A 21,040-nucleotide genomic window follows, 5' to 3' on the forward strand; every position below is an offset into this window, starting at 1 on the left:
AGCCGCACGTCCAGCTCCGGGCCGCCCGGCAGGTCGAGGGTCCCCGCGTTGAGCTCCAGGGCGTGCGCGACCGGGAACGAGGGGTCGAGCCCGGAGCCGAGCGCGTCGCCCTCCGGCGCGGCCACCCAGTCGTCGTCCGCGCCCGCGGCCAGCCGGCCGAGGTAGTTGAACAGGATCGGCGGGGCCGCGGCCGGGAGGCGCTCGCGCAGCAGGCCGTAGCCGATGCCGTGCTCCGGTACCGCCCGCAGCTGCTCCTTGACCCGCTTGAGCGCCGTGACCGGGTCGTCGCCGCCGGCGTCGAGGCGCACCGGGTAGTCGACGGTGAACCAGCCGACGGTGCGGGACAGGTCGGCGCCGGGGACGAGGTGCTCCTCGCGGCCGTGGCCCTCCAGGCGCAGCAGCACCCCGCTCTCGGCCGTCTCCGGCCGCCACTGCCGCACGGCGAGGGCGAGCCCGGCCAGCAGCACGTCCTGGACGCCGGCGTGGAACGCCTCCGGCACGGTGGTGAGCAGCGGCCGGGTCTCCTCCGCGGGCAGCCGCAGGGTCAGGTCCCGCTGGTCGCCGACGGTGGCCCGGACCGGCTCGGCGCCGTGTCCGTCCAGTGTGGAGCGCCAGTAGGGCAGCTCCGCCGTCCGGTCGAGGGCGGCGAGGCCGGTCGCCCACGTGCGCAGCGACGTCCGGACCGGGGCCAGGTCGCGGCCGGCGGCGGCCGCGGCGAGGTCGCCGGCGATGACGCGCCACGAGACGCCGTCGACCACCAGGTGATGGGCGACGAGGAGCAGGCGGTGCCCGGCCGGGAACCACACCGCCTGCAGCATCCGCCCGGCGCGGGGGTCCAGGCGCCGGACCGCGGCGGCGTGCTCCCCGGCGAGGGTTCCCGTCGCGAGCCGCAGGACGTCGATCGCGGACGGCGGCGGGATGACCAGGCCGTCGTCGCTCCAGCGGGCCCGCAGGGCGTCGTGGCGGTCCACGATCGCCGCCAGCGCCGCGGCGAGCCGCTCGCGCGTCAGGGCGGCCGGCACCCGCAGCACCAGCGCCTGCGCGAAGGTGTCGATCGGCGCGCCGAGCCCGCGCAGCCACGCGACGATCGGGGTGAGCGGGACCGGGCCGTACGCGGCCCCGGCCGGCTCGTCCACGACCGCGGCGCACGGCGTGGCGACGGCGGCCAGGGCCGCGACCGTCTGGTGCTCGAACACCTGCCGCGCCGACAGCTCCAGGCCGGCCGCGCGGGCGCGGGCGACGAGCTGCAGCGCCACGATGCTGTCGCCGCCGAGGGCGAAGAAGCCCTCGTCCGCGCCGACGTCGTCGAGGCCGAGCAGCTCGCCGAAGAGGTCCGCGAACAGCCGCTCCCCGGCGGTCGCGGCCGGCGCGGCGGTGCGCGCGAACACCGGCTCGGGCAGGGCGGTGCGGTCCACCTTGCCGGCGACGGTGACCGGGATGTGGTCCACCGGCACGACGAGCGCGGGCACGAGGTGGTCGGGCAGCCGGGCCGCCGCCCACGCCCGCAGGTCCCCGGCGCCGCCGACGACGTAGGCGACCAGGCGGCCCTCGTGCGGGACGACGACGGCCCGCGTGACGTCCGGGTGCTCGGCCAGCGCCGCGGCGACCTCGGCGGGCTCGATGCGGAAGCCGCGGATCTTCACCTGGTCGTCGGTGCGGCCGAGGAACTCGATCTGCCCGTCGCGGGTCCAGCGGGCCAGGTCGCCGGTGCGGTACATGCGTTCGCCGGGCGCGTACGGGTCGGCGACGAACCGCTGCGCCGTGAGGGCGGGCCGGCCCAGGTAGCCGCGGGCGAGTCCGGCGCCGGCGAGGTACAGCTCCCCCGGGACGCCGGGCGGCACCGGGCGCAGGGCGGCGTCGAGGATGTGGGCGCGCTTGTTGTGGTCGGGCCGGCCGATGAGGACCGGGCCGCCGGGCTCGCACTCCCAGTAGGTGGAGTTGACGGTCGCCTCGGTCGGGCCGTACGCGTTGAGCATCCGGTGTGTGGCCGTCCAGCGGGCGACGAGGTCGGGCGGGCAGCGGTCGGCGCCGGTGACGACGGTGACGCCGGGCGGCACGACGCCGGCGGGCAGCGCGGCGAGGGCGGCCGGGGGCAGCGCGAAGTGGGTGATGCCGCGGTCGCGGACGAACTCGGCGAACGGCGCGCCCAGCCGGGACTCCTCGGGCGCGATGACGAGGGTGCCGCCGCGCAGCAGGCTGATCGCCAGCTCGGCGACGGTGACGTCGAAGGCGGGCGAGGCGAACTGGGCGATGCGGGAGCCGGGGCCGGCCCGCCACTGCCGCGCGAACGTGGCCGCGAGGTCGGCGAGGCCGGCGTGCGGGACGACCACGCCCTTCGGGCGGCCGGTCGAGCCCGAGGTGTAGATGACGTACGCCGCGTCGGCCGGGGCGGGCCCGGCCAGCGGCCCGTCGTCGTCGCCCTCGCCGGGGCCGACGACCGGCAGACCGTCCGGGACGGGCCCGCCGCGCGTGACCGCCAGCACCGGCGCGGCGTCCCGGGCGAGCAGGGCGACCCGCTCGGCCGGGTACGACGGGTCGACGGGCAGGTAGGCCGCGCCCGCCTTGGCGATCGCCAGCTCGGCGACGAACAGGTCGGCCGAGCGCGGCAGCAGCACCATGACGATCCGCTCCGGGCCCGCGCCCCGCCTCGCGAGCCGGCGCGCGAGGCGGTCGGTGCGGGCGTCCAGCTCCGCGTACGTGAGGGTCAGCGCGCCGTCCTCGATCGCCACGGCCGCCGGGTGGAGGGCGACCTGGGCCGCGAACAGCGACGGCAGCGTCGACGGCGGGGTGGCGGCGCGCGGGCCCTGCCAGCCGGACGCGATGGCGCGCCGCTCGGCCGGGGTGAGCACGTCGAGCTCGCCGATGCGCCGCTGCGGTGCGGTGACGGCCGCGGCGAGCAGGCGCACGAGCCGGTCGGCGAGCGCGGCAGCGGTCGCGGGGTCGAACAGGTCGGCGCTGTACTCCAGCACGCCCCGCAGCCCGTCCTCGCCGTCGTGCTCGGTGACGACGACGCCGAGGTCGAACTGGGCGACGCCGGTGTCGATCGGCACCGGCTCGGTGGTCAGGCCCGGCAGCCCCGGCCGCGCGGCGGGCACGTGCTGGAACGCGATCATCACCTGGAACAGCGGGTTGCGGGCGAGGGACCGCTCCGGGTCGAGCGCCTCCACCACCCGGTCGAACGGCACGTCGGCGTGGCCGAACGCGGCCAGGTCGGCGGCGCGGACGCGGGCGAGCAGCTCGGCAAACGCCGGGTCGCCGGACAGGTCGGCCCGCAGCACGAGGGTGTTGACGAAGAACCCGGCGAGCTCGTCGAGGCGCTGGTCGGCGCGGCCGGCCACGGGGCTGCCGAGCGGGATGTCGTCGCCGGCGCCGAGGCGGTGCAGCAGCGCGGCCAGGCCGGCCTGGACCACCATGAACGTGGTGGCGCCGGTGCGCCGGGCCAGCTCGCGGATGCGGCGGTGGGTGTCGGCGGGCACGTCGAAGGTGACGATCCCGCCGGCGTGGGACGGCTGCGCGGGGCGGGGCCGGTCGGTGGGCAGCGCGAGCTCGGTGGGCGCTCCGGCCAGGGCGTCCCGCCAGAACCGCAGCTGCCGCGGCTGTACGTGCTCGAGGTGCTCGTGCTGCCAGAGCGCGTAGTCGGCGTACTGCACGGGCAGCGGCGCCCAGTCCGGGGCCCGATCGCGGGTCCGCGCGGCGTAGGCGGTGCCGAGGTCCGCGACGATGCGCCCCTGCGACCACTCGTCGGTGACGATGTGGTGCAGGAGCAGCAGCAGCACGTGCTCGTCGTCGCGCAGGGTGAACAGGTGCGGCCGGATCAGCGGCTCGCCCGCCAGGTCGAAGCCGTGCCGCGCCGCGGTGGCGAGCCGCCCGGGCAGGGCCGCCTCGGTGCACCGTTGCAGCGTCCATTCCGGGTGTACCGCCGGCAGCACGCGCTGCACCGGCCTCCCGTCGACGGTCGGGAACACGGTGCGCAGGCTCTCGTGCCGGTCGAGGACGTCGCCGAGGGCGGCCCGCAGCGCGCCGGTGTCGAGCGGGCCGGTGAGCCGCAGCGCGAAGGCCACGTTGTACGTCGGGCCGGGCCCGTGCAGCTCGTGGTGCAGCCACAGGCGGTGCTGGACCGGCGAGAGCGGGAGGTGCCCGGGCCGGGCGGCTCGGCGCAGTTGCGGGCCGGCGTCCGGCCCGGCGAGCGTGTGCAGCCGCGCGGCGAGCCGGGCCACGGTGGGGGCGTCGAACACGGCCCGCACCGGCAGCGCGGTGCCGAAGACCGCGCGGACGCGGGCGGCGAGCGCGGTCGCGGTCAGCGAGTGCCCGCCGAGGGCGAAGAAGTCGTCGTCGACGCCGACGCCGGGCAGGCCCAGCACCTCGGCGAAGAGGCCGCAGAGAATCTCCTCGGCGGGGTTCCGGGGCGCGGAGTCGCCCGCGAGGGCGGCGAAGCCGGGCGCGGGCAGGGCGCGCTTGTCGACCTTGCCGGCGACGGTGACCGGGATGCGGTCGAGCGCGACGACGGCCGCGGGGACGAGGGGGCCGGGTAGCCTTGCCGCCGCCCACGCGCGCAGGTGCTCGGCGCCGCCGACGACGTAGGCGACGAGGCGGCCGTCGTGCGCGACGACGACGGCCTGCGACACGTCCGGGTGCTCCAGCAGCACGGCAGCGATCTCGCCGGGCTCGATGCGGAAGCCGCGGATCTTCACCTGGTCGTCGGCCCGGCCCACGAAATCGAGGGCGCCGGAGTCGGTGCGGCGGACCACGTCGCCGGTGCGATACATCCGCTCACCGGGCGCGAACGGGTCGGCCACGAACCGGACCGCCGTCAGACCGGGCAGACCGAGGTAGCCGCGGCCGAGCTGAGCCCCGGCCAGGTACAGCTCGCCCTGCACGGCCGGCCGCAGCCAGGCATCGAGCACATAGGCGCGGGTATTGGCGATCGGCCGGCCGACCGACGGCGTCTCGGTGTCGGCGAGGCGGGCCATGAGCGTGTCGACGGTGCACTCGGTCGGCCCGTAAAGGTTGATCGCGGTGGTGGCCTGGCGCAGGGCCGTCCAGATCTTCGGGTCGGCCGCCTCCCCACCCAACGCGACCAGCGCCGGCGGATTGTCCAGCAACCCCGCCGCGACCAGCGGTCCGGCCAGGGACGGCGTCACGTCCAGGAAGTCGATGCCGTGCTCGCGTACGTAGCCGACGAACAGCTCCGGATCCCGGCGCGTCTCGTCATCCAGCAGGTGCAGCTCGTGCCCGGCGACCAGGAACAGCACACCCTCCCACGACGTGTCGAACACCGTCGCCGCCGACAACGCGGCCTTCACCCGGCGGCCCGGCATCACATGCTCACGGTGATGGTGGAACAGGTTCATCAGGCTCGCGTGCTCGACCACCACCCCCTTCGGCCGACCCGTCGACCCCGACGTATAGATCAGATACGCGCCCGTCCGCGGGTGGATCACCGGCAGGTCGGCGTCCGCGTCCTCGGTCAGCAGCTCCGGAGTCACCACCACGGCCGGACAAGCGTCAGCCAGCAGCAGCGCGACACGCTCCGCCGGATAGCCCACGTCGATCGGCAGATAGACGCCACCCGACCGCAAGGCCGCCAGCCACGCCACCACCGCATCCACCGTCCGCGGCAACAGCACCGCGACCGTCCGCTCCGGCCCCGCACCACGCGCCACCAGCACCCGCGCCAGCCGGTCGACACGCTCGGCCAGCCCGGCGAACGTCAGCCGCTCGCCGTCGCAGACCAGCGCGGTCGCGTCCGGTGTCCGGCGCACCGTCGCCCGGAAGGCGTCGAGGATGGTCCCGGCCGCGACCGCCATCGCCGGACCCGGCTCGACGTGCTCCACGGTGGACAGGCGGGCCAGGACGGTGCCCGCCTCGGTGTGCAGCAGCTCGGCGAACCGGGCCAGGATGCCCTCGGCCGCCGGCCGGGTGTAGAGGTCCGGGCGGTGCTCCAGGCGCAGCCGCAGCCGGGCGCCGGGGACGACGACGAGGCTGAGCGGGTAGTGGGTGGCGTCGACCGGGATGCCGCCGCCGATCGCGAGGCCGGGCACGTCCGCGGCCGCGCCGCCGGTCGGGTAGCTCTCGAACACGGTCAGCGTGTCGAACAGCTCGCCGGCGCCGGCGAGGCGCTGCAGGTCGGCGAGGCCCAGGTGCTGGTGGTCGAGGAGCGCCGCCTGCTCGGCCTGCAGCCGGGCGAGGAACCCGGCCCAGGTGTCGTCCGGGCGGGGCCGCACCCGCACCGGCACGGTGTTGATGAACAGGCCGACCATGTCCTCGACGCCCGGCAGCCCGGCGGGGCGCCCGGACACGGTGGCGCCGAAGACGACGTCGGTGCGCCCGGTCAGCTCGGCGAGGACCAGCGCCCAGGCCCCCTGCACGAGGGTGTTGAGGGTGAGCCCGTGGGCGCGGGCCAGCTCGGTCAGCGGCGCGGGGTCGACGACCAGCTCGGCCACCTCGGGCAGCACGGCCGCGGGGCTCGCGCCCGGCGCCACCAGGGTCGGCTCGTCGACGCCGTCGAGGGCGTCGCGCCAGGCCCGCTCGCTCGGGGCCCGGTCCTGCGCGGCGAGCCAGGCCAGGTAGTCGCGGTAGGGGCGCGGCGCCGGACCCGGCCGGCCCGCGTAGAGCGCGAAGAGGTCCCGCATCGCGAGCGGGCCCGACCAGCCGTCCATGAGCAGGTGGTGCTGGGTGAGCACGAGCCGGAAGTCGCCGTCGCCGAGGCGGGCGAGCACGAAGCGCAGCAGCGGCGGCGCGGACAGGTCGAAGCGGCGCCCGCGCTCGGCGCGGGCCAGCTCGGCCAGGGCCGCGGCCGGGTCCGCCGCGGCGCTCAGGTCCAGCTCGGTGAACGGGACCGGGGCGGTGGCCGGGATCGTCTGCACCGCGCGGCCGGAGGCGGTGCGGGCGAAGCCGCCGCGCAGGTTCGGGTACCGCTCCAGCAGCCCCGCCGCCGCCCCCCGCAGCCGTTGGGCGTCGACGGCCCCGGCGAGGGTGTAGACCTGCTGCACCGTGTAGACGTCCGGCTGCTCGCCGGCGCTCGCCAGGTAGTACAGGCCCTCCTGCAGCGGGGACAGCGGCAGCACGTCGGCGAGGCCGCCGGCGGGGCCGCCGGTGCCGAGCGCGTCCAGCTCGGCGGCGTCGAGGCCGGCGAGGGGCACGTCGGCCGGGGTGAGCCGGCCGGCGCCGGGCTCGTGCACGGCGGCGCTGATCGCGACGAGCGCGGCGAACCAGTCGTCGGCGATGCGCCGGGCTTCCTCGTCGGCGAGGGCGGCGGCGGGGTAGGAGAACTCGGCGCGCAGCACCGGCCCGCCGGCGGTGTCCAGCGTGGACGCTTGCACCGACAGGCGGTGCCGGACGGGCATGCCGGGCGCGGCGGTCGCGTGGGCGGCGGGCAGCTCGTCGGCGATCCCCCAGTCGCGGCCCGCCTCGCCGGCGAACCGGCCGAGGTAGTTGAAGAGGACCTCGGGCTCGGCCCCCGCGGCGTGGGGCAGCAGGCCGTAGCCGACGCCGCCGTCCGGCACGGCCCGCAGCCGCTCCTTGACCCCGCGGACCACGGCCGCCGGGCCGCCGCTCGCGGCCGGCAGCCGCACCGGGTACTCGCTGGTGAACCACCCGACGGTGCGCACGAGGTCGGCCCCGGGGACCAGGGCCTCCTCGCGGCCGTGGCCCTCGAGCGCGACGAGCGGCTCGGCGGCCGAGCCGGTGCGGCGGGCCAGGGCGAGCACGAGCCCGGCGAGGAGCACGTCCTGCACCCCGGCGCGGAAGGTGCCGGGGACGGAGCTCAGCAGCGGCCCGGCGAGGGAGGGTTCGACGGTGACGGTGACCGACCGCAGGGTGGCCGCGGTGTCCCGGGCCGGGTCGAGCGGCACGGCGCCGAGCCGGGTCACGGGCCCGGCGAGCACGCCGCGCCAGTGGCCCGGCTCGGCCCGGTCCCGGACGACCGCGCGCAGCCCCTCGGCCCAGGCGCGAAACGGCGTGCCGGCGGCGGCGGGCGTCTCCCCGCGCCCGGCGGCCGCGATGTCCTCGGCGAGGATGCGCCACGAGACACCGTCGACGACGAGGTGGTGCACGACGAGCAGCAGGCGCCCGGCCTCGGCCCCGCGGTCGAACCACACCGCCTGCACCATGACCCCGCCCGCCGGGTCGAGCCGGTCGGCGGCCGCCTCCCGCTCGGCCCGGACGTCGCCGTGGGTGACGACGCGCAGCGGCGGGTCGGACGGGGCTTCGGGGACGCGCAGCTGCCAGCGGTCGCCGGCGGCCTCCAGGCGGGCGCCCAGGATCGCGTGCGGGGCGAGCCCGGCGCGCAGGACGCGGGCGAGGTCGTCGCGGGTCAGGCCGGCCGGCGTGCGCAGGAGCAGGGCCTGCGAGTAGCGGGACACGTCCGCGCGCAGCCCGCGCAGCCAGGCGATGATCGGGGTCTCCGGCGCGATCCCGGCCCCCGGCGCCGCCGCCGCGGGCGCGACGGGCTCGGCGACCCGGGCGAGGGCGGCGACGCTCTGGTGCTCGAACACCTGGCGCGGGGCGATGTGCAGGCCCGCCGCCCGGGCCCGGGAGACGAGCTGGATGGACAGGATGCTGTCGCCGCCGAGGGCGAAGAAGCCGTCGTCGACGCCGGCCGGGCGGCCCAGCAGCTCGGCGAAGAGACCGGCGAGGACGGCCTCCTCGGGCGTGCGCGGCTCGGCGGCGGGAGCGGTCGCGCCGCCGGGGGCGGGCAGCGCGCGCCGGTCGACCTTTCCGGCCGCCGTCATCGGCAGCGCATCGAGGACCACCACGGCCGCCGGGACCAGGTGCTCCGGCAGCCGGGCCGCGGCCCACGCCCGCAGGTCCCCGGCATCGCCGACGACGTAGGCGACAAGGCGGCGCTCGATCGGGACCACGACCGCCCGGGCCACGGCCGGGTGCGCCGACAGGACCGCCTCGACCTCGGCCGGCTCGACCCGGAAGCCGCGGATCTGCACCTGGTCGTCGGTGCGGCCGAGGAACTCCAGGCGGCCGTCGGTGGTGCGGCGGACCAGGTCGCCGGTGCGGTACATGCGCCGGCCCGGGCGGCACGGGTCGGCGACGAAGCGCTCGGCGGTCAGGGCGGGCGCGCCGAGGTAGCCGCGGGCCAGGCCGTCGCCGCCGAGGTACAGCTCACCGGGGGCGCCGGGCGGGACCGGGCGCAGCCGGGCGTCGAGCACGTGCGCGGTGCGGTTGAGGTCCGGCCGGCCGATCAGCACCGGGCCGTCGCCGGCGATCCAGGTCGTCGCGGTGACCGTCGCCTCGGTCGGGCCGTACGCGTTGACGAGCCGCCGCCCCCGCGACCACCGCCGCACGACCTCGGCCGGGGGCGCCTCACCGCCGATCGTCACCGTGACGCCCGCGGGCAGGGCGCTCTCCGGCAGCGCCGCGAGCAGGGCCGGCGGCAGGTCGAGGTGCGTGAGGCGGTGCCGGCGGACGAACTCCCCGAGCGGCGCGCCGAGGCGGGCCTCGCCGGGGACGATGACCAGGGTGCCGCCCGAGAGCAGGGACGCGGCCACCTCGCTGAGGGCCACGTCGACGGCGGGCGAGACGAACTGGGCGGCGCGGGTGCCGGGGCCGGTGCCGAAGACCTCGCGGACGCTCGCGACCAGCCCGGCGAGCCCGGCGTGCGGGACGACGACGCCCTTCGGGCGGCCGGTCGAGCCGGACGTGTAGATGACGTAGGCGGGGTGCTCCGGCCGCAGGTCGACGACCGGCGCGGAGTCGTCGGCCGCGAGGTCGAGCCGCGTCACCACGGCGACCGGCGAGGCGTCGCGCAGCTGGGCCTCGACGCGGGCGGCCGGGTGCTCGACGTCGAGCTCCGTGACCACCGCGACCGGCGAGGCGTCGCGCAGCTGGGCCTCGACGCGGGCGGCCGGGTGCTCGACGTCGAGCGGCAGGTAGGCGGCCCCCGACTTGACGACCCCGAGCAGCGCCACGATCTGCTCCGCGGAGCGGGGCAGCCGCACGCCGACGATCCGCTCGGGCCCGGCGCCCGCGGCGAGCAGCGTGTGGGCGAGGCGGTTCGACAGCGCGTCGAGCTCGGCGTAGGTGAGGGTGCGGTCGCCGTCCTCGACGGCGACCGCGTCCGGGCGGGCCGCGGCCTGGGCCGCGAACAGCTCGGGCAGCGTCCGCGGCGCGATGGCCCGCCGCGGCCCCTGCCAGGCGCCGGAGAGGGCCGCGCGCTCGGCCGGGCCGAGCAGGTCCGCCTCGCCGATCGGCCGGTCGGGCGCGGCCGTGACCGCCTCCAGCAGCCGCACGAACCGGGCGGCCAGGGCCTCGGCGGTGGCCGGGTCGAACAGGTCCGAGCGGTATTCGAGGCTCCCGGCCAGCCCGCCGCCGCGCTCGGCCACGTCGAAGGTCAGGTCGAACTTGGCGGTGCCGGTGGCCACCAGCCGCGGGGTCGCCCGGATGCCGGGGAAGCCGGCGACGGCGGGCAGCGGCGCCTGGTACGACACCATCACGCAGAACAGCGGATGGTGCGCGAGCGAGCGGTGCGGGTTGAGCGCCTCCACGAGCCGGTCGAACGGCAGGTCCTGGTGGGCGAGCGCGGCCAGGTCGGCGGCGCGGACGCGGCCGAGCAGCTCGGCGAAGGTCGGGTCGCCGGACACGTCGGTGCGCAGGACCACGGTGTTCGCGAAGAACCCGGCCAGCCGCTCCAGGGCCTCGTCGGGGCGGCCCGCGACCGGGGTGCCGAGGGGGATGTCGTCGCCGGCCCCGAGGCGGGACAGCAGCGCGGCGACGGCGGCCTGGACGGTCATGAACAGCGTGACGCCGTGCGCCCGGGCGAGGCCCCGCAGCGCCGCCTCCAGCTGCGGGGCGATCGGGAACGCGACCGTGGCGCCGGCGGCGCCGGCCTCGGCCGGGCGGGGCCGGTCGGCGGGCAGCCGCAGGGTCTGCGGCGCCCCGGCGAGCGCGTCGCGCCAGAAGCCGACGTGCTCCTCGACGGGGAGGCCGGCCTGCCACACGGCGTAGTCGGCGTAGCGGAGCGGCAGCGGGGCGAAGCCGGGCGCGCGGCCCTCGACGCGGGCGGCGTAGGCGGTGGCGAGGTCGTCGAGCATCGGGGTGAGCGACCACTCGTCGCCGGCGATGTGGTGCACGACGAGCAGCAGCACGTGCCGGTCCGGCCCGGCCGGGAACAGCGTCGCCCGGACCGGGATGTCGCGGGTGATGTCGAACGGCCGCCGTACGGCCGCCTCGAGGTCCACGGTGGACCCGGCGGGCTCGACGGTGAGCTCCACCCCGGCGGGGCGCAGCAGGGCCGCCGGCCGGCCGTCGCGCTCGGGGAAGATCGTGCGCAGCGGCTCGTGCCGGGCGGTCAGGTCGCCCAGCGCGGCCCGCAGCGCGCCGACGTCCAGGGCGCCGTCGAGGTCGACGGCCAGGGGCAGGTTGTACGTGGCGCTCGGCCCCTCCAGGCGCTCCAGGAACCACAGCCGCCGCTGTGCGGGCGACAGGACCGCGCCGGTCGCGGCCCCGGGGCGCAGGGGCGGGCGGGAGGGGCGCGCCGTGGAGTCCAGGCGCGCGGCCAGGGCCGCGACCGTCGGCGCGTCGAACACGTCGCGCAGGGCCAGCTCGGCGCCGAAGACGCCGCGGACGCGGGCGGCGACCCGGGCGGCGAGCAGCGAGTGCCCGCCGAGGGCGAAGAAGTCCTCGCGCACGCCCACCGCGGGCCGGCCGAGCACCTCGGCGAAGATGCCCGCGAGCAGCTCCTCCTGCGGGCCGCGGGCCGCCTCGACGGCCCCGGCGACGGTGTCGGGGGCGGGCAGGGCGGTGCGGTCGAGCTTGCCGTTGGGGGTGATGGGCAGCGCGTCGAGCGCCACGACGGCCGACGGCACCATGTAGTCGGGCAGCGCCTCGGCGGCCGCCCGCCGCAGGGCCGAGGTGTCCACAGTGGACTCCGGGACGACGTAGGCGACGAGGCGGCGGTCGCCGGGGCTGTCCTCGCGGATCACCGCGACCGCACGCCGGACGCCGGCCTCGGCGGTGAGCACGGCCTCGACCTCGCCCAGCTCGATGCGGAAGCCGCGCAGCTTCACCTGGTGGTCCACGCGGCCGAGCACGTCGAAGGTGCCGCCGGCGCGGCGCACGGCCAGGTCGCCGGTGCGGTACATGCGCTCGCCGGACGCGTACGGGTCGGCGACGAACCGGGACGCGGTGAGGCCGGGGCGGTTCAGGTAGCCGCGGGCGACGCCGGCGCCGCCGAGGTACAGCTCGCCGGGGAAGCCGTCGGGGACCGGGCGCAGCGCGGCGTCCAGGACGTAGGCGCGGGTGTTCCAGATCGGCGTGCCGACGCTCACGGTGTCGTCGGTGAGCCGGTGGGCGGTGGACCAGATCGTCGTCTCGGTCGGGCCGTAGAGGTTGGTCACCTCGGCCGCGTGCTGGCGCAGGTCGGCGGCGAGGTCCGGCGGCAGGGCCTCGCCGCCGACGAGCACCCGCAGGCCGGACAGCGCCGCGGCCCCGCCGGGCGTGCCGAGCAGCGCCCGCCAGAGCGTCGGGGTCGCCTGCACGACGGTCGCGCCGGTCCGGTGCACGAGCTCGGCCAGGGCCGAGGGGTCCCGCACGGTCTCCTTGGCCGCGAGGACGACGGTGGCGCCGGCGAGCAGCGGCAGGTACAGCTCCAGGCCGCTGATGTCGAAGCTCACCGTGGTGACGGCGAGCAGGCGGTCGGGCGGGGCGAGGGGGATCTCCTCGCGCATGGCCAGCAGGAGGTTGACGAGGTTCTCCCGGGTCACCACGACGCCCTTGGGACGACCCGTGGAGCCGGAGGTGTACAGCACGTAGGCGGCGTCGTGCGGCCGGTGCTCCAGCGGCGGGCACGGGCGCGCCGCGGCGGGAACGCCCTCGTCGAGGCGCAGCACGGGCACGTCCGTCGCCGGTGCGCGCACGGCGCCGGAGGTGACGAGCAGGGCCGGGGCCGCGTCCCGCAGCATCCAGGCGAGCCGGTCGGCCGGGAAGCCGGGGTCGAGCGGGAGGTACGCGGCGCCGGTGCGCTGCACGGCGAGCAGGGTGACGAGCAGGTCGGCGGTGCGCGGCAGGCAGACGGCGACCGTCCGTCCACTGTGGATGCCCCGCTCGTGCAGCCCGGCGGCCAGGGCCTCGACCCGCCGCCGCAGCTCGGCGTAGCTGACCTCGCCGTCGGCGTCGATGACGGCCGGGCCCGAGCCGCGCCAGAGCTCGGCGAATCCGGCCGCGGGCAGGGCATGCGCGGTGTCCGCGAGCGGCGGGGCGGCGACGAGGCCGAGCCGGCCGGTGGGCGTGTCCGGGCCGGCGGCGCCGAACGCGGCGAGGAGGGCGGCCAGGCGCTCGGCGTGGGCGGCGAGGGACTGCTCGGTGTACCGGGCGGGGTTGGCGTCGACGACGATGTCGAGCGCGTCCCCGCCCCGGTCGTCGACGGTGATGCAGAGGTCGTCGACGGGCCCGGCGGACAGGTAGCGGGGCGAGCCCGGCGCACCGGCGAAGGACAGCACGGTGCCGAAGGGCTTGATGTTGACCCAGGGGCCGACCAGGCGCCGGTCGCCGCCGACGAGCCCGAGGTCGCGGCGGATGTCCTCGCCGCGGTACCGCTGATGCGCCCGGATCGCCCGCAGGCCCGCCGCGACCCGGCGCACGAGCCCGGAGACGGTGTCGGCGGGGTGCACGGCCACGCGCAGCGGCAGCACGTTGACGGCGGTGACGGGAACCTTCGCGGCGACGGAGCCGAGGCGGCCCATCATCGGCAGGCCGAGCACGACCTCCCCGGCGCCGGTGAGCCGGTGCACGTAGAGCGCGACGGCGGCCAGCACGGGCTCGGCGCGGGCGCTCGCCGCGTCCACGCTCACCCGGTGGCGCAGGAACGTGGGGCCGGGGCGGGCCGGGCCCGAGGCGAGGTCGGGCACCTCGATCCCGGCGAGGTGCCCGCGCCAGAACGCGCGGTCGGTCTCGAAGCGCCCGGAGGCGCGGTAGGCGGCGTCCTCGGCCACGACGTCGGCGAGCCGGCCGAACGGCGACGGGGCCGGCTCCTCCCCCGCCGCCAGCGCGGTGTAGACGGCGGCGAGGCGCCGGGCGACGAGCGCGAACGTGTACGCGTCCATCACGAGGTGGTGGCAGCGCTGGTACCACGTCCAGCGCCCGGGACCGCGCCGGATCAGCGCCTGCGCGAAGAGCGGCCCGGCCGCCAGGTCGACGGTGGCGTCCCGGGCGAGCCAGGCCCCGGCGTCGTCGCCGACCTCGAGCTCCCACCGCGGCTCGCCGATCTCCTGCCGCCCGTCCGCCGTGATCCGCACGCGCAGGGCATCGGCCTCGCCGACGACCCGGCGCAGCGCCCGCTCGAACAGCCGCGGGTCGATGTCGCCGTCGATGTCGACGCACGCGGCCGTCGTGAACGCGGGGCCGGGGTCGAGCTGGTGGGCGTACCAGACCCCGGCCTGGGCTCCGGTGAGGTCGAGACGGTCGGTCACGGTGCGGCTCTCCTTGAGCAGCGCGGGGCCCGCCGCGCCGGGGCCGGCGCGGCGGGATGCGGGTGCGGGCGCGTTACGAGGTGTGGAGGCTGGCCGGGCGCATGTCGGTCCAGTGCCGCTCGACGTATTCGAGGCAGGCGTCGCGCCCGTCCTCGCCGAACACCACCCGCCAGCCGGCCGGCACCTCGGCGAAGGCCGGCCACAGCGAGTGCTGGTGCTCGTCGTTGACGAGCACGAAGTACCGGCCGTCGGCGTCCTCGAACGGGTTGGTGGTCATCGCGCTTCCTCCAGACGGGCGGCGGGGTCGGTCCACGACAGGCCGTCGGGGGCCGGGACGAGGCCGCCGTCGAGCAGCGGCAGCTCCCGGGCCGCCTCGCCCTGCACGCCGCGGACCTGGATGCTGTTCATCTCGGCCATCAGCTCGCGCACCACCGGGGTGCCGAAGAGGTGGTGCATGCGCTCGCCGGAGGGGGTCTGCATGCTGCCGGTGCGCTCCACCGCGCCGGCGAGGTCGTCCGAGGCGGCCTGGAAGTTGCGCACCAGGGCCCGCTCGCCGGAGTGCGCGCCGGCGACCAGGGTCACGAACGCCTCGAGGTCGGTGGTGTCGAGGTTGGTGACCTTGCGGGCCTTCCAGAAGTACGACTCCTCGTCCGTCTGCATGTCGTAGAACGCGGAGAGGAACTCGTAGAAGACGCGGTACTCGCGGCGGTAGCGCCCCTCGAACTCCTCGAACGCCCGCGCCTCGGCCAGGTCGCCGGCGAGCACGGTGTTGATCGAGCGGGCCGCGAGCAGGCCGGCGTAGGTGGCCAGGTGCACGCCGGTGGAGAAGACCGGGTCGATGAAGCACGCGGCGTCGCCGACGAGGACCATGCCGGGGCGGTGGAACGTGCTGTTGGTGTACGAGTAGTCCCTGCGGGTGCGCAGTTGCCCGTAGACGCCCTCGGTGACCCGCTCGGCGCCGGACAGCATGTCCTTGACGATCGCGCAGCGGTCGATGAACCCGTGCAGCGCCTGCTCCTGGTCGCCCCGCAGCCGGCTCGCGTGCTCGCGGCCGATCACGGCGCCGACGCTGGTGAGGGTGTCCGACAGCGGGATGTACCAGATCCAGCCCTCGTCGAACGCGGCGCACAGGATGTTGCCGGAGTCGGGGGCGGGCAGGCGCCTGCCGCCCTCGAAGTAGCCGAACAGCGCGATGTTCCGGAAGAACTCGGAGTGGACGCGCTCGCCGCCGACGTGCTGGTGCACGCGGCTGCGGTTGCCGGAGGCGTCGACGACGAACGTCGCGTGGATCTCGCGCTCGCTGCCCTCCGGGCCGGTGTACCGCACCCCGCGCACCCGCTGCCCGTCGGCGACGACGTCGGTGACGGGGCTGTTCTCGCGCACGTCGACGCCGCTGCGGCGGGCGTTGCGCAGCAGGATGTCGTCGAACTTCATCCGCTCGACCTGGTAGGCGGTCGACGTCGGGCCGGACAGCTCGGGGGCCACGGCGAAGAGGAAGTTCCACGGCACCGGGTTGGTGCCCCAGCGGAAGCTGCCGCCGCGCTTGACGGTGAACCCGGCGTTCGCGAGCTCCTCGCTGACGCCGAGGATCCGGCCGATGCCGTGCACGGTCGAGGGGAGCAGGGACTCGCCGATCTGGTACCGCGGAAAGGTCTCCTTCTCCAGCAGCACCACCCGGTGCCCGCGCCGGGCCAGCAGCGTGGCGGCGGTCGACCCGCCGGGTCCGCCGCCGACGACCACGACGTCGGCGCTCTCGATGATCGGGCTCAACGCCGCTCCTCCACCACGTTCGACGCCTCCAGCCGCCGCGCCCAGGCCGCGACCGTCGGCTCCATCGCCAGGTCCAGGTATCCGGCCTCGAACCCGGCGGCGCGCCAGCGGGTCGCCAGGCTCATCAGCCGGATCGAGTCGAGGCCGAGCTCGATCAGGTTGTCGTCGTCGGCGAACGCGGCGGGCTCCTCGGCGACTTCGGCGAGCGCCTCGGCGACGTCGCCGCGCATCCGCTCGATGTTCATTGGGCGCCTCTCAGTCAGTTAGGGTAGGCTAACCTAAATTATTGACAGCGGTAAAGAGCAGCTCGGCCCGTTTGTGGCCCAGATCGTGGATGCCGATGGACCGGAATCCGGCCCGCGCGAACATCCGGCGGGCCGCCACGTGCCGCTCGTCGGGGTCGGCGAACACCCGCCGGCAGCGCGGGTCGGCCACGGCCAGGCCCTCGGCGATCGCGCGCACCAGGGCGCGGCCGAGCCCCCGGCCGGTCCGCCCGGGGTCCCCGATCGCCAGGTGCACGCCCAGGTCGTAGGGGTCGGCGTCGTACTGCCGCCCGACCACGTCCCGCGGGGTTCGGTAGATCTCCACGTAGGACAGCGGGGCGCCCTGGTAGGAGACCAGGTACGGCCGCGAGTGCTCGCCCGCCAGCTGCCCCGCGAGCTCCTCGGCCCAGCGCCGCGCCGGCCACGCCGCGCGCCAGAACGCCTCCACGTGCGGCTCGCCCATCCACCGGCTGACCAGCTCGGCGTCGGCGCCCCCGGCGGCGAGCGGGCGGATCGCCCACGGCGGCGCGAGGACCGGGGCGGGCGGGGGTCCCGCCGCGACGACCGCCGCGGCGAGGCCCACCGTCACCTCTCGGCCGGACACTCAGCCGGTCGCCTTGGCCGCGGCCGAGATCACCGGCAGGACGTTGCCGATGATGTACTGCACCGACAGCGGCGTCGGCGTGCGCAGCGCGGAGAACTGGGCCCCGCTCAGCGCCGCGTAGGAGCCGCGCTTGACCGCGGTCAGCCCCTTGAACAGCGCGTTGCCCTCGAGCTGGGGCCTGAGGCCGTCCTCGGCGTAATAGACGAGCACCACGTCGGTGTCGAGCACCCCGACCTTCTCCAGGCTCAGCTGCGCCGCGAAGTCCTCGCCCGGCAGCGCGGCCACGCCCGGGGCCAGCACCATGCCGAAGTCGTTGAGCATCTTGACCCCGGCGTCCCGGTCGGAGCGCAGCACGCCGATGGAGCCGGCCTCCCACATCTGGCTCAGCGAGAACTTCCGGCCGGCCAGCTCCGGGTGGTCCGACCTGGCCCCGGTGATCCTGGCCTCGACGTCGGTGACGATCCGCTCCGCGTCGGCCGTGCGGCCCACGGCCTTGGCGACCTGGCGCAGCGTCGTCTGCCACGAGTCCTCGAAGGGGCCGGTGGTCTCGTAGGCGGTGGTCGGCGCGAGCTTGCTGAGCTTGTCGTACTCGTCCTTGATGTAGTAGTCGCCGCCGGCGAGGATCAGGTCCGGGTTCAGCGCCGCGATCTTCTCGATGTCGAAGCCGGTGTCGCCCGCGGTGAGCACCGCCGGCGCGCCGGTCAGCCTCGGCTTGGCCCACGGCGTGACACCGCCCTCGCCCGCGGACTCGGCGATGCCGACCGGCTGCACGCCCAGCATGAGCAGCGCGTCGAGGTCGGCGTCGGACAGGGCCACGATCCGCTGCGGCGCGGCCTTGATCTGCGCCGTCCCCAGCTTGTGCGTCAGCGCGACCGGGTAGCTCGCCGCCGCGGGCGCCGAGCCGGTCGCGGCCACGTCCGCGCGCCGGGCCTCGTCGCCGCACGCGCCGAGCAGCGCGACCCCGGCGGCGAGGGCGATCCCGGCCGCCGCGAACCGGCGGGCGGGACGCAGGGAAAAGGTCATGTCGGGCCTCACGTTCGAAGTTAGGTTAGGCTAACCTAAGCTACCGATCGCATTGAGAGCAAGACCGCGCCCGATATTTGATTAGGCTAACCTTTGTTCGACGTTCAGCGATAGAGGTGACCACGTTGCCGGTAGTCGTCCCCCGGGTGATCGCCGCGCCGCCGCGGCCCGCCCGGCGCCCCCGGCGGGCCGTCGCACTGCTGGTGCTGCTGGTCGCGGCCGGCGCCGCGGTGCTGCTCAGCCTGGCCGTCGGCGCGCAGACGCTGAGCCCCGCCGCCGTGGCGCGGGCGATCGTCTCCCCCGCCACGGCGACCCCCGAGGCCGTGGCGATCGTCCGCGAGCTGCGGCTGCCGCGCACGATCCTCGGCCTGCTCGCCGGGCTCGCCCTCGGCGCCGCCGGCGCCCTCATGCAGGGCCACACCCGCAACCCGATTGCCGACCCGGGCCTGCTCGGCGTCTCGGCCGGCGCCTCGTTCATGGTCGTCGTCGGCATCCAGCTCGGCACCCGCACCCTCGCCGGGTACATCTGGTTCGCCTTCGCCGGCGCCCTGCTCGCCAGCGTGCTCGTCTTCGGCATCGCCGCGGGCCGGCGCGGCGGCCCGACCCCGGTCACGCTCGCCCTGGCGGGACTCGCGATCAGCGCGCTGCTGGCCTCGTGGACCCAGGCGATGCTGCTGGCCGACGACGCCGGCCTCAACGTGTTCCGGTTCTGGGTCGTCGGCTCGCTGTCCGGCCGCGACGCGCACGTCGCCGCCCAGGTCGCCCCGTTCATCGCGGCCGGGCTGGGGCTCGCGCTCGTCAACGCGCCCGCGCTCAACGCGCTCGGCCTCGGCGAGGACGTCGCCCGCGCGCTCGGCCAGCGGGTCCTCGCGGCCCGTACCGCCGGGGTCGCGGCGATCGTGCTGCTGGCCGGGGCGGCCACCGCGGCGTGCGGCCCGATCGCGTTCCTCGGCCTGGTCGTGCCGCACCTGGCCCGCACGCTCACCGGCCCCGACCACCGCTGGCTGGTGCCCTGCTCGGCGCTGGCCGGCGCCGCGCTGCTGCTCGTCGCGGACACGCTCGGCCGGGTCGTGGTCAGCCCCGGGGAGCTGCAGACCGGGATCGTGCTGGCCGCCGTCGGCGCGCCGTTCTTCATCGCGCTCGTGCGGCGCCGCCGCGGGATGGTCCGGCTGTGAGGCCCTACGCCCGGGCCGCGGCCGTCGGGGTGGCGGGGCTCGCCGCGGCCGCCGCGGTCGCCGTGGTCGCGGTCGGGCGGGGCAGCTACGCGATCCCGCCCGGCACCGTGGTCGACGTCCTGCTCGGCGGCGGTACCCCCGGCCAGCGGCTGGTCGTGCTCGACCTGCGGCTGCCGCGAATCCTCGCGGCCCTGCTCGTGGGCGCGGCGCTGGCGCTGTCGGGCGCGCTCACCCAGACCTTCGCCCGCAACCCGCTCGCCACCCCGGACGTGCTCGGCGTGACCGGCGGCGCCTCGCTCGGGGCCGTCGCGCTCATCGTGCTCGGGGGCGGCGGCGCGGCCGGGGTGCCCCTCGCGGCACTGGCCGGCGGGCTGCTCGCGGCCGCGCTCGTCTACCTGCTCGCCTGGCGCCGCGGCATCGACGGCTACCGGCTGGTGCTCGTCGGGCTCGGCGTCGGCGAGATCGTGCAGAGCGGCGTGTCGTGGCTGCTGGTGCGGGCCGAGATCGTCGACGCCCACCGGGCCACGGTCTGGCTCAACGGCTCGGTCGCGGGCGTCGAGTGGGACCGGGTGCGCCCGCTCGCCGTCGCCCTGGCCGTGCTGCTGCCCGCGGCCCTGGCCACCGGGTTCACGCTCAAGGCGATCCAGTTCGACGACGACGTGGCGCGGGCATTGGGCGTACGGCTGCAGCTCGCGCGGCTGGCCGTCGTGCTGACCGCGATCGCCCTCGCCGCGGCCGCCGTGTCCGCCGCCGGCCCGATCGAGTTCGTCGCCTTCGTGGTGCCCCAGGTCGCGCTGCGCCTGTGCGGCGGCTCCCGCCCGCCCCTGCTCACCTCGGCCGTGCTCGGCGCGCTGCTCGTGGTCGCCGCCGACCTGCTCGCCCGCACGGTGCTGCCCGGGCGCGAGCTGCCGGTCGGCCTCGTCACCGCGATCGTGGGCGCCCCCTACCTGCTCTGGCTGCTCGTGCGCACGAACCGGAGGAACTCGGCATGACCACTCGGCTTCAGGCCCGGGGGCTGCGGCTGGCCTACGGCGACCGGGTCGTCGTCGACGGTCTCGACCTCGACGTGCCCGCGGGCGCCGTCACCGCCGTCGTCGGGCCCAACGGCTGCGGCAAGTCCACGCTGCTGCGCGCGCTCGGCCGGCTGCAGCGCCCGCGGGCCGGCGAGGTGCTCCTGGACGGGCGGCGCATCGAGCGGATCCCCACCCGCGAGGTGGCCCGGGTCCTCGGCCTGCTGCCGCAGAGCCCGGTCGCGCCGGACGGGCTCACCGTCGCCGACCTCGTCATGCGCGGCCGCCACCCGCACCAGACCTGGTTGCGCCAGTGGTCGGCCGCGGACGAGGCGATCGTCGCCGAGGCGCTGGAGTGGACGGACATGCTCGGCCTCGCCGGCCGCCCCGTCGACACGCTCTCCGGCGGCCAGCGCCAGCGCGCCTGGCTGTCGATGGCGCTCGCCCAGGGCACCGAGATCCTGCTGCTGGACGAGCCGACGACCTACCTGGACCTGTCCCACCAGATCGACGTGCTCGACCTGGTGGCGCGGCTGCACCGCGAGCGCGGCCGGACCATCGTGATGGTGCTGCACGACCTGAACCTGGCCGCCCGCTACGCCGATCACGTGGTGGCGATGCGCGGCGGCGCGATCGTGGCGCAGGGCGGGCCGGCGGAGGTCATCACCCCCGAGCTGCTGTCGTCGGTCTTCGGGCTGGAGGCGCTCGTGATCCCGGACCCGGCGACGGGGACGCCGCTCGTGGTCCCACTGCCGAGCGTTGCTGCCTAGAGTTG

At 76.8% G+C, this 21,040-nt stretch carries 9 protein-coding genes (1 of these 9 cut by a window edge); 3 read left to right on the plus strand and 6 right to left on the minus strand.

What is annotated here, in order from left to right; all coding sequences use genetic code 11:
• The 6 genes from ACQP1P_RS34085 to ACQP1P_RS34110 all read right to left on the minus strand — a co-directional run.
• Positions 1–14,420 carry the 5' portion of an amino acid adenylation domain-containing protein gene (locus ACQP1P_RS34085; protein WP_433077278.1) on the minus strand. The gene continues 184 nt to the left of window position 1, outside the view, so only the first 14,420 of its 14,604 coding nucleotides appear in the window; it begins with the start codon at positions 14,418–14,420; its stop codon lies off the left edge, out of view.
• Positions 14,421–14,493: 73 nt separating this feature from the next.
• On the minus strand, positions 14,494–14,697 hold the full coding sequence (locus tag ACQP1P_RS34090) for an MbtH family protein (RefSeq protein ID WP_433077280.1): 204 nt from the start codon (positions 14,695–14,697) through the stop codon (positions 14,494–14,496).
• Positions 14,694–16,190 carry a tryptophan 7-halogenase gene (locus ACQP1P_RS34095; RefSeq protein ID WP_433077282.1) on the minus strand — a complete coding sequence of 499 codons (1,497 nt, stop codon included), beginning with the start codon at positions 16,188–16,190 and terminating at the stop codon, positions 14,694–14,696. The genes ACQP1P_RS34090 and ACQP1P_RS34095 overlap by 4 nt, the downstream gene beginning before the upstream one ends.
• Complete coding sequence (locus ACQP1P_RS34100; RefSeq protein ID WP_433077284.1) at positions 16,187–16,435, minus strand: phosphopantetheine-binding protein; 249 nt, start codon at positions 16,433–16,435, stop codon at positions 16,187–16,189. Before ACQP1P_RS34100 ends, ACQP1P_RS34095 begins: the two co-directional genes overlap by 4 nt.
• 28 nt (positions 16,436–16,463) lie before the next feature.
• Positions 16,464–17,036, minus strand: a complete 573-nt coding sequence (locus ACQP1P_RS34105; protein ID WP_433077286.1) for a GNAT family N-acetyltransferase — start codon at positions 17,034–17,036, stop codon at positions 16,464–16,466.
• A gap of 21 nt (positions 17,037–17,057) precedes the next feature.
• A complete protein-coding gene (locus ACQP1P_RS34110; RefSeq protein WP_433077288.1) occupies positions 17,058–18,080 on the minus strand; it encodes an iron-siderophore ABC transporter substrate-binding protein in 1,023 nt (340 codons plus the stop codon).
• Positions 18,081–18,205: 125 nt separating this feature from the next.
• Between ACQP1P_RS34110 and ACQP1P_RS34115 the strand changes: the two genes are divergently transcribed.
• Genes ACQP1P_RS34115 through ACQP1P_RS34125 form a run of 3 tightly spaced genes read left to right on the plus strand, consistent with a single transcriptional unit; the run spans position 18,206 to position 21,035 of the window.
• The gene (locus ACQP1P_RS34115) at positions 18,206–19,255 is read left to right on the plus strand and encodes a FecCD family ABC transporter permease (protein WP_433077290.1); all 1,050 of its coding nucleotides are present in this window, start codon (positions 18,206–18,208) and stop codon (positions 19,253–19,255) included.
• Entirely contained in the window at positions 19,252–20,247 is a 996-nt protein-coding gene (locus ACQP1P_RS34120; RefSeq protein ID WP_433077292.1) for a FecCD family ABC transporter permease, read from the plus strand. The genes ACQP1P_RS34115 and ACQP1P_RS34120 overlap by 4 nt, the downstream gene beginning before the upstream one ends.
• Positions 20,244–21,035, plus strand: a complete 792-nt coding sequence (locus tag ACQP1P_RS34125; RefSeq protein ID WP_433077294.1) for an ABC transporter ATP-binding protein — start codon at positions 20,244–20,246, stop codon at positions 21,033–21,035. Before ACQP1P_RS34120 ends, ACQP1P_RS34125 begins: the two co-directional genes overlap by 4 nt.
• Positions 21,036–21,040 lie beyond the last annotated feature (5 nt).

It is taken from the genome of Dactylosporangium sp. CA-052675 (genome assembly GCF_050947935.1).
Lineage (GTDB): Bacteria > Actinomycetota > Actinomycetes > Mycobacteriales > Micromonosporaceae > Dactylosporangium.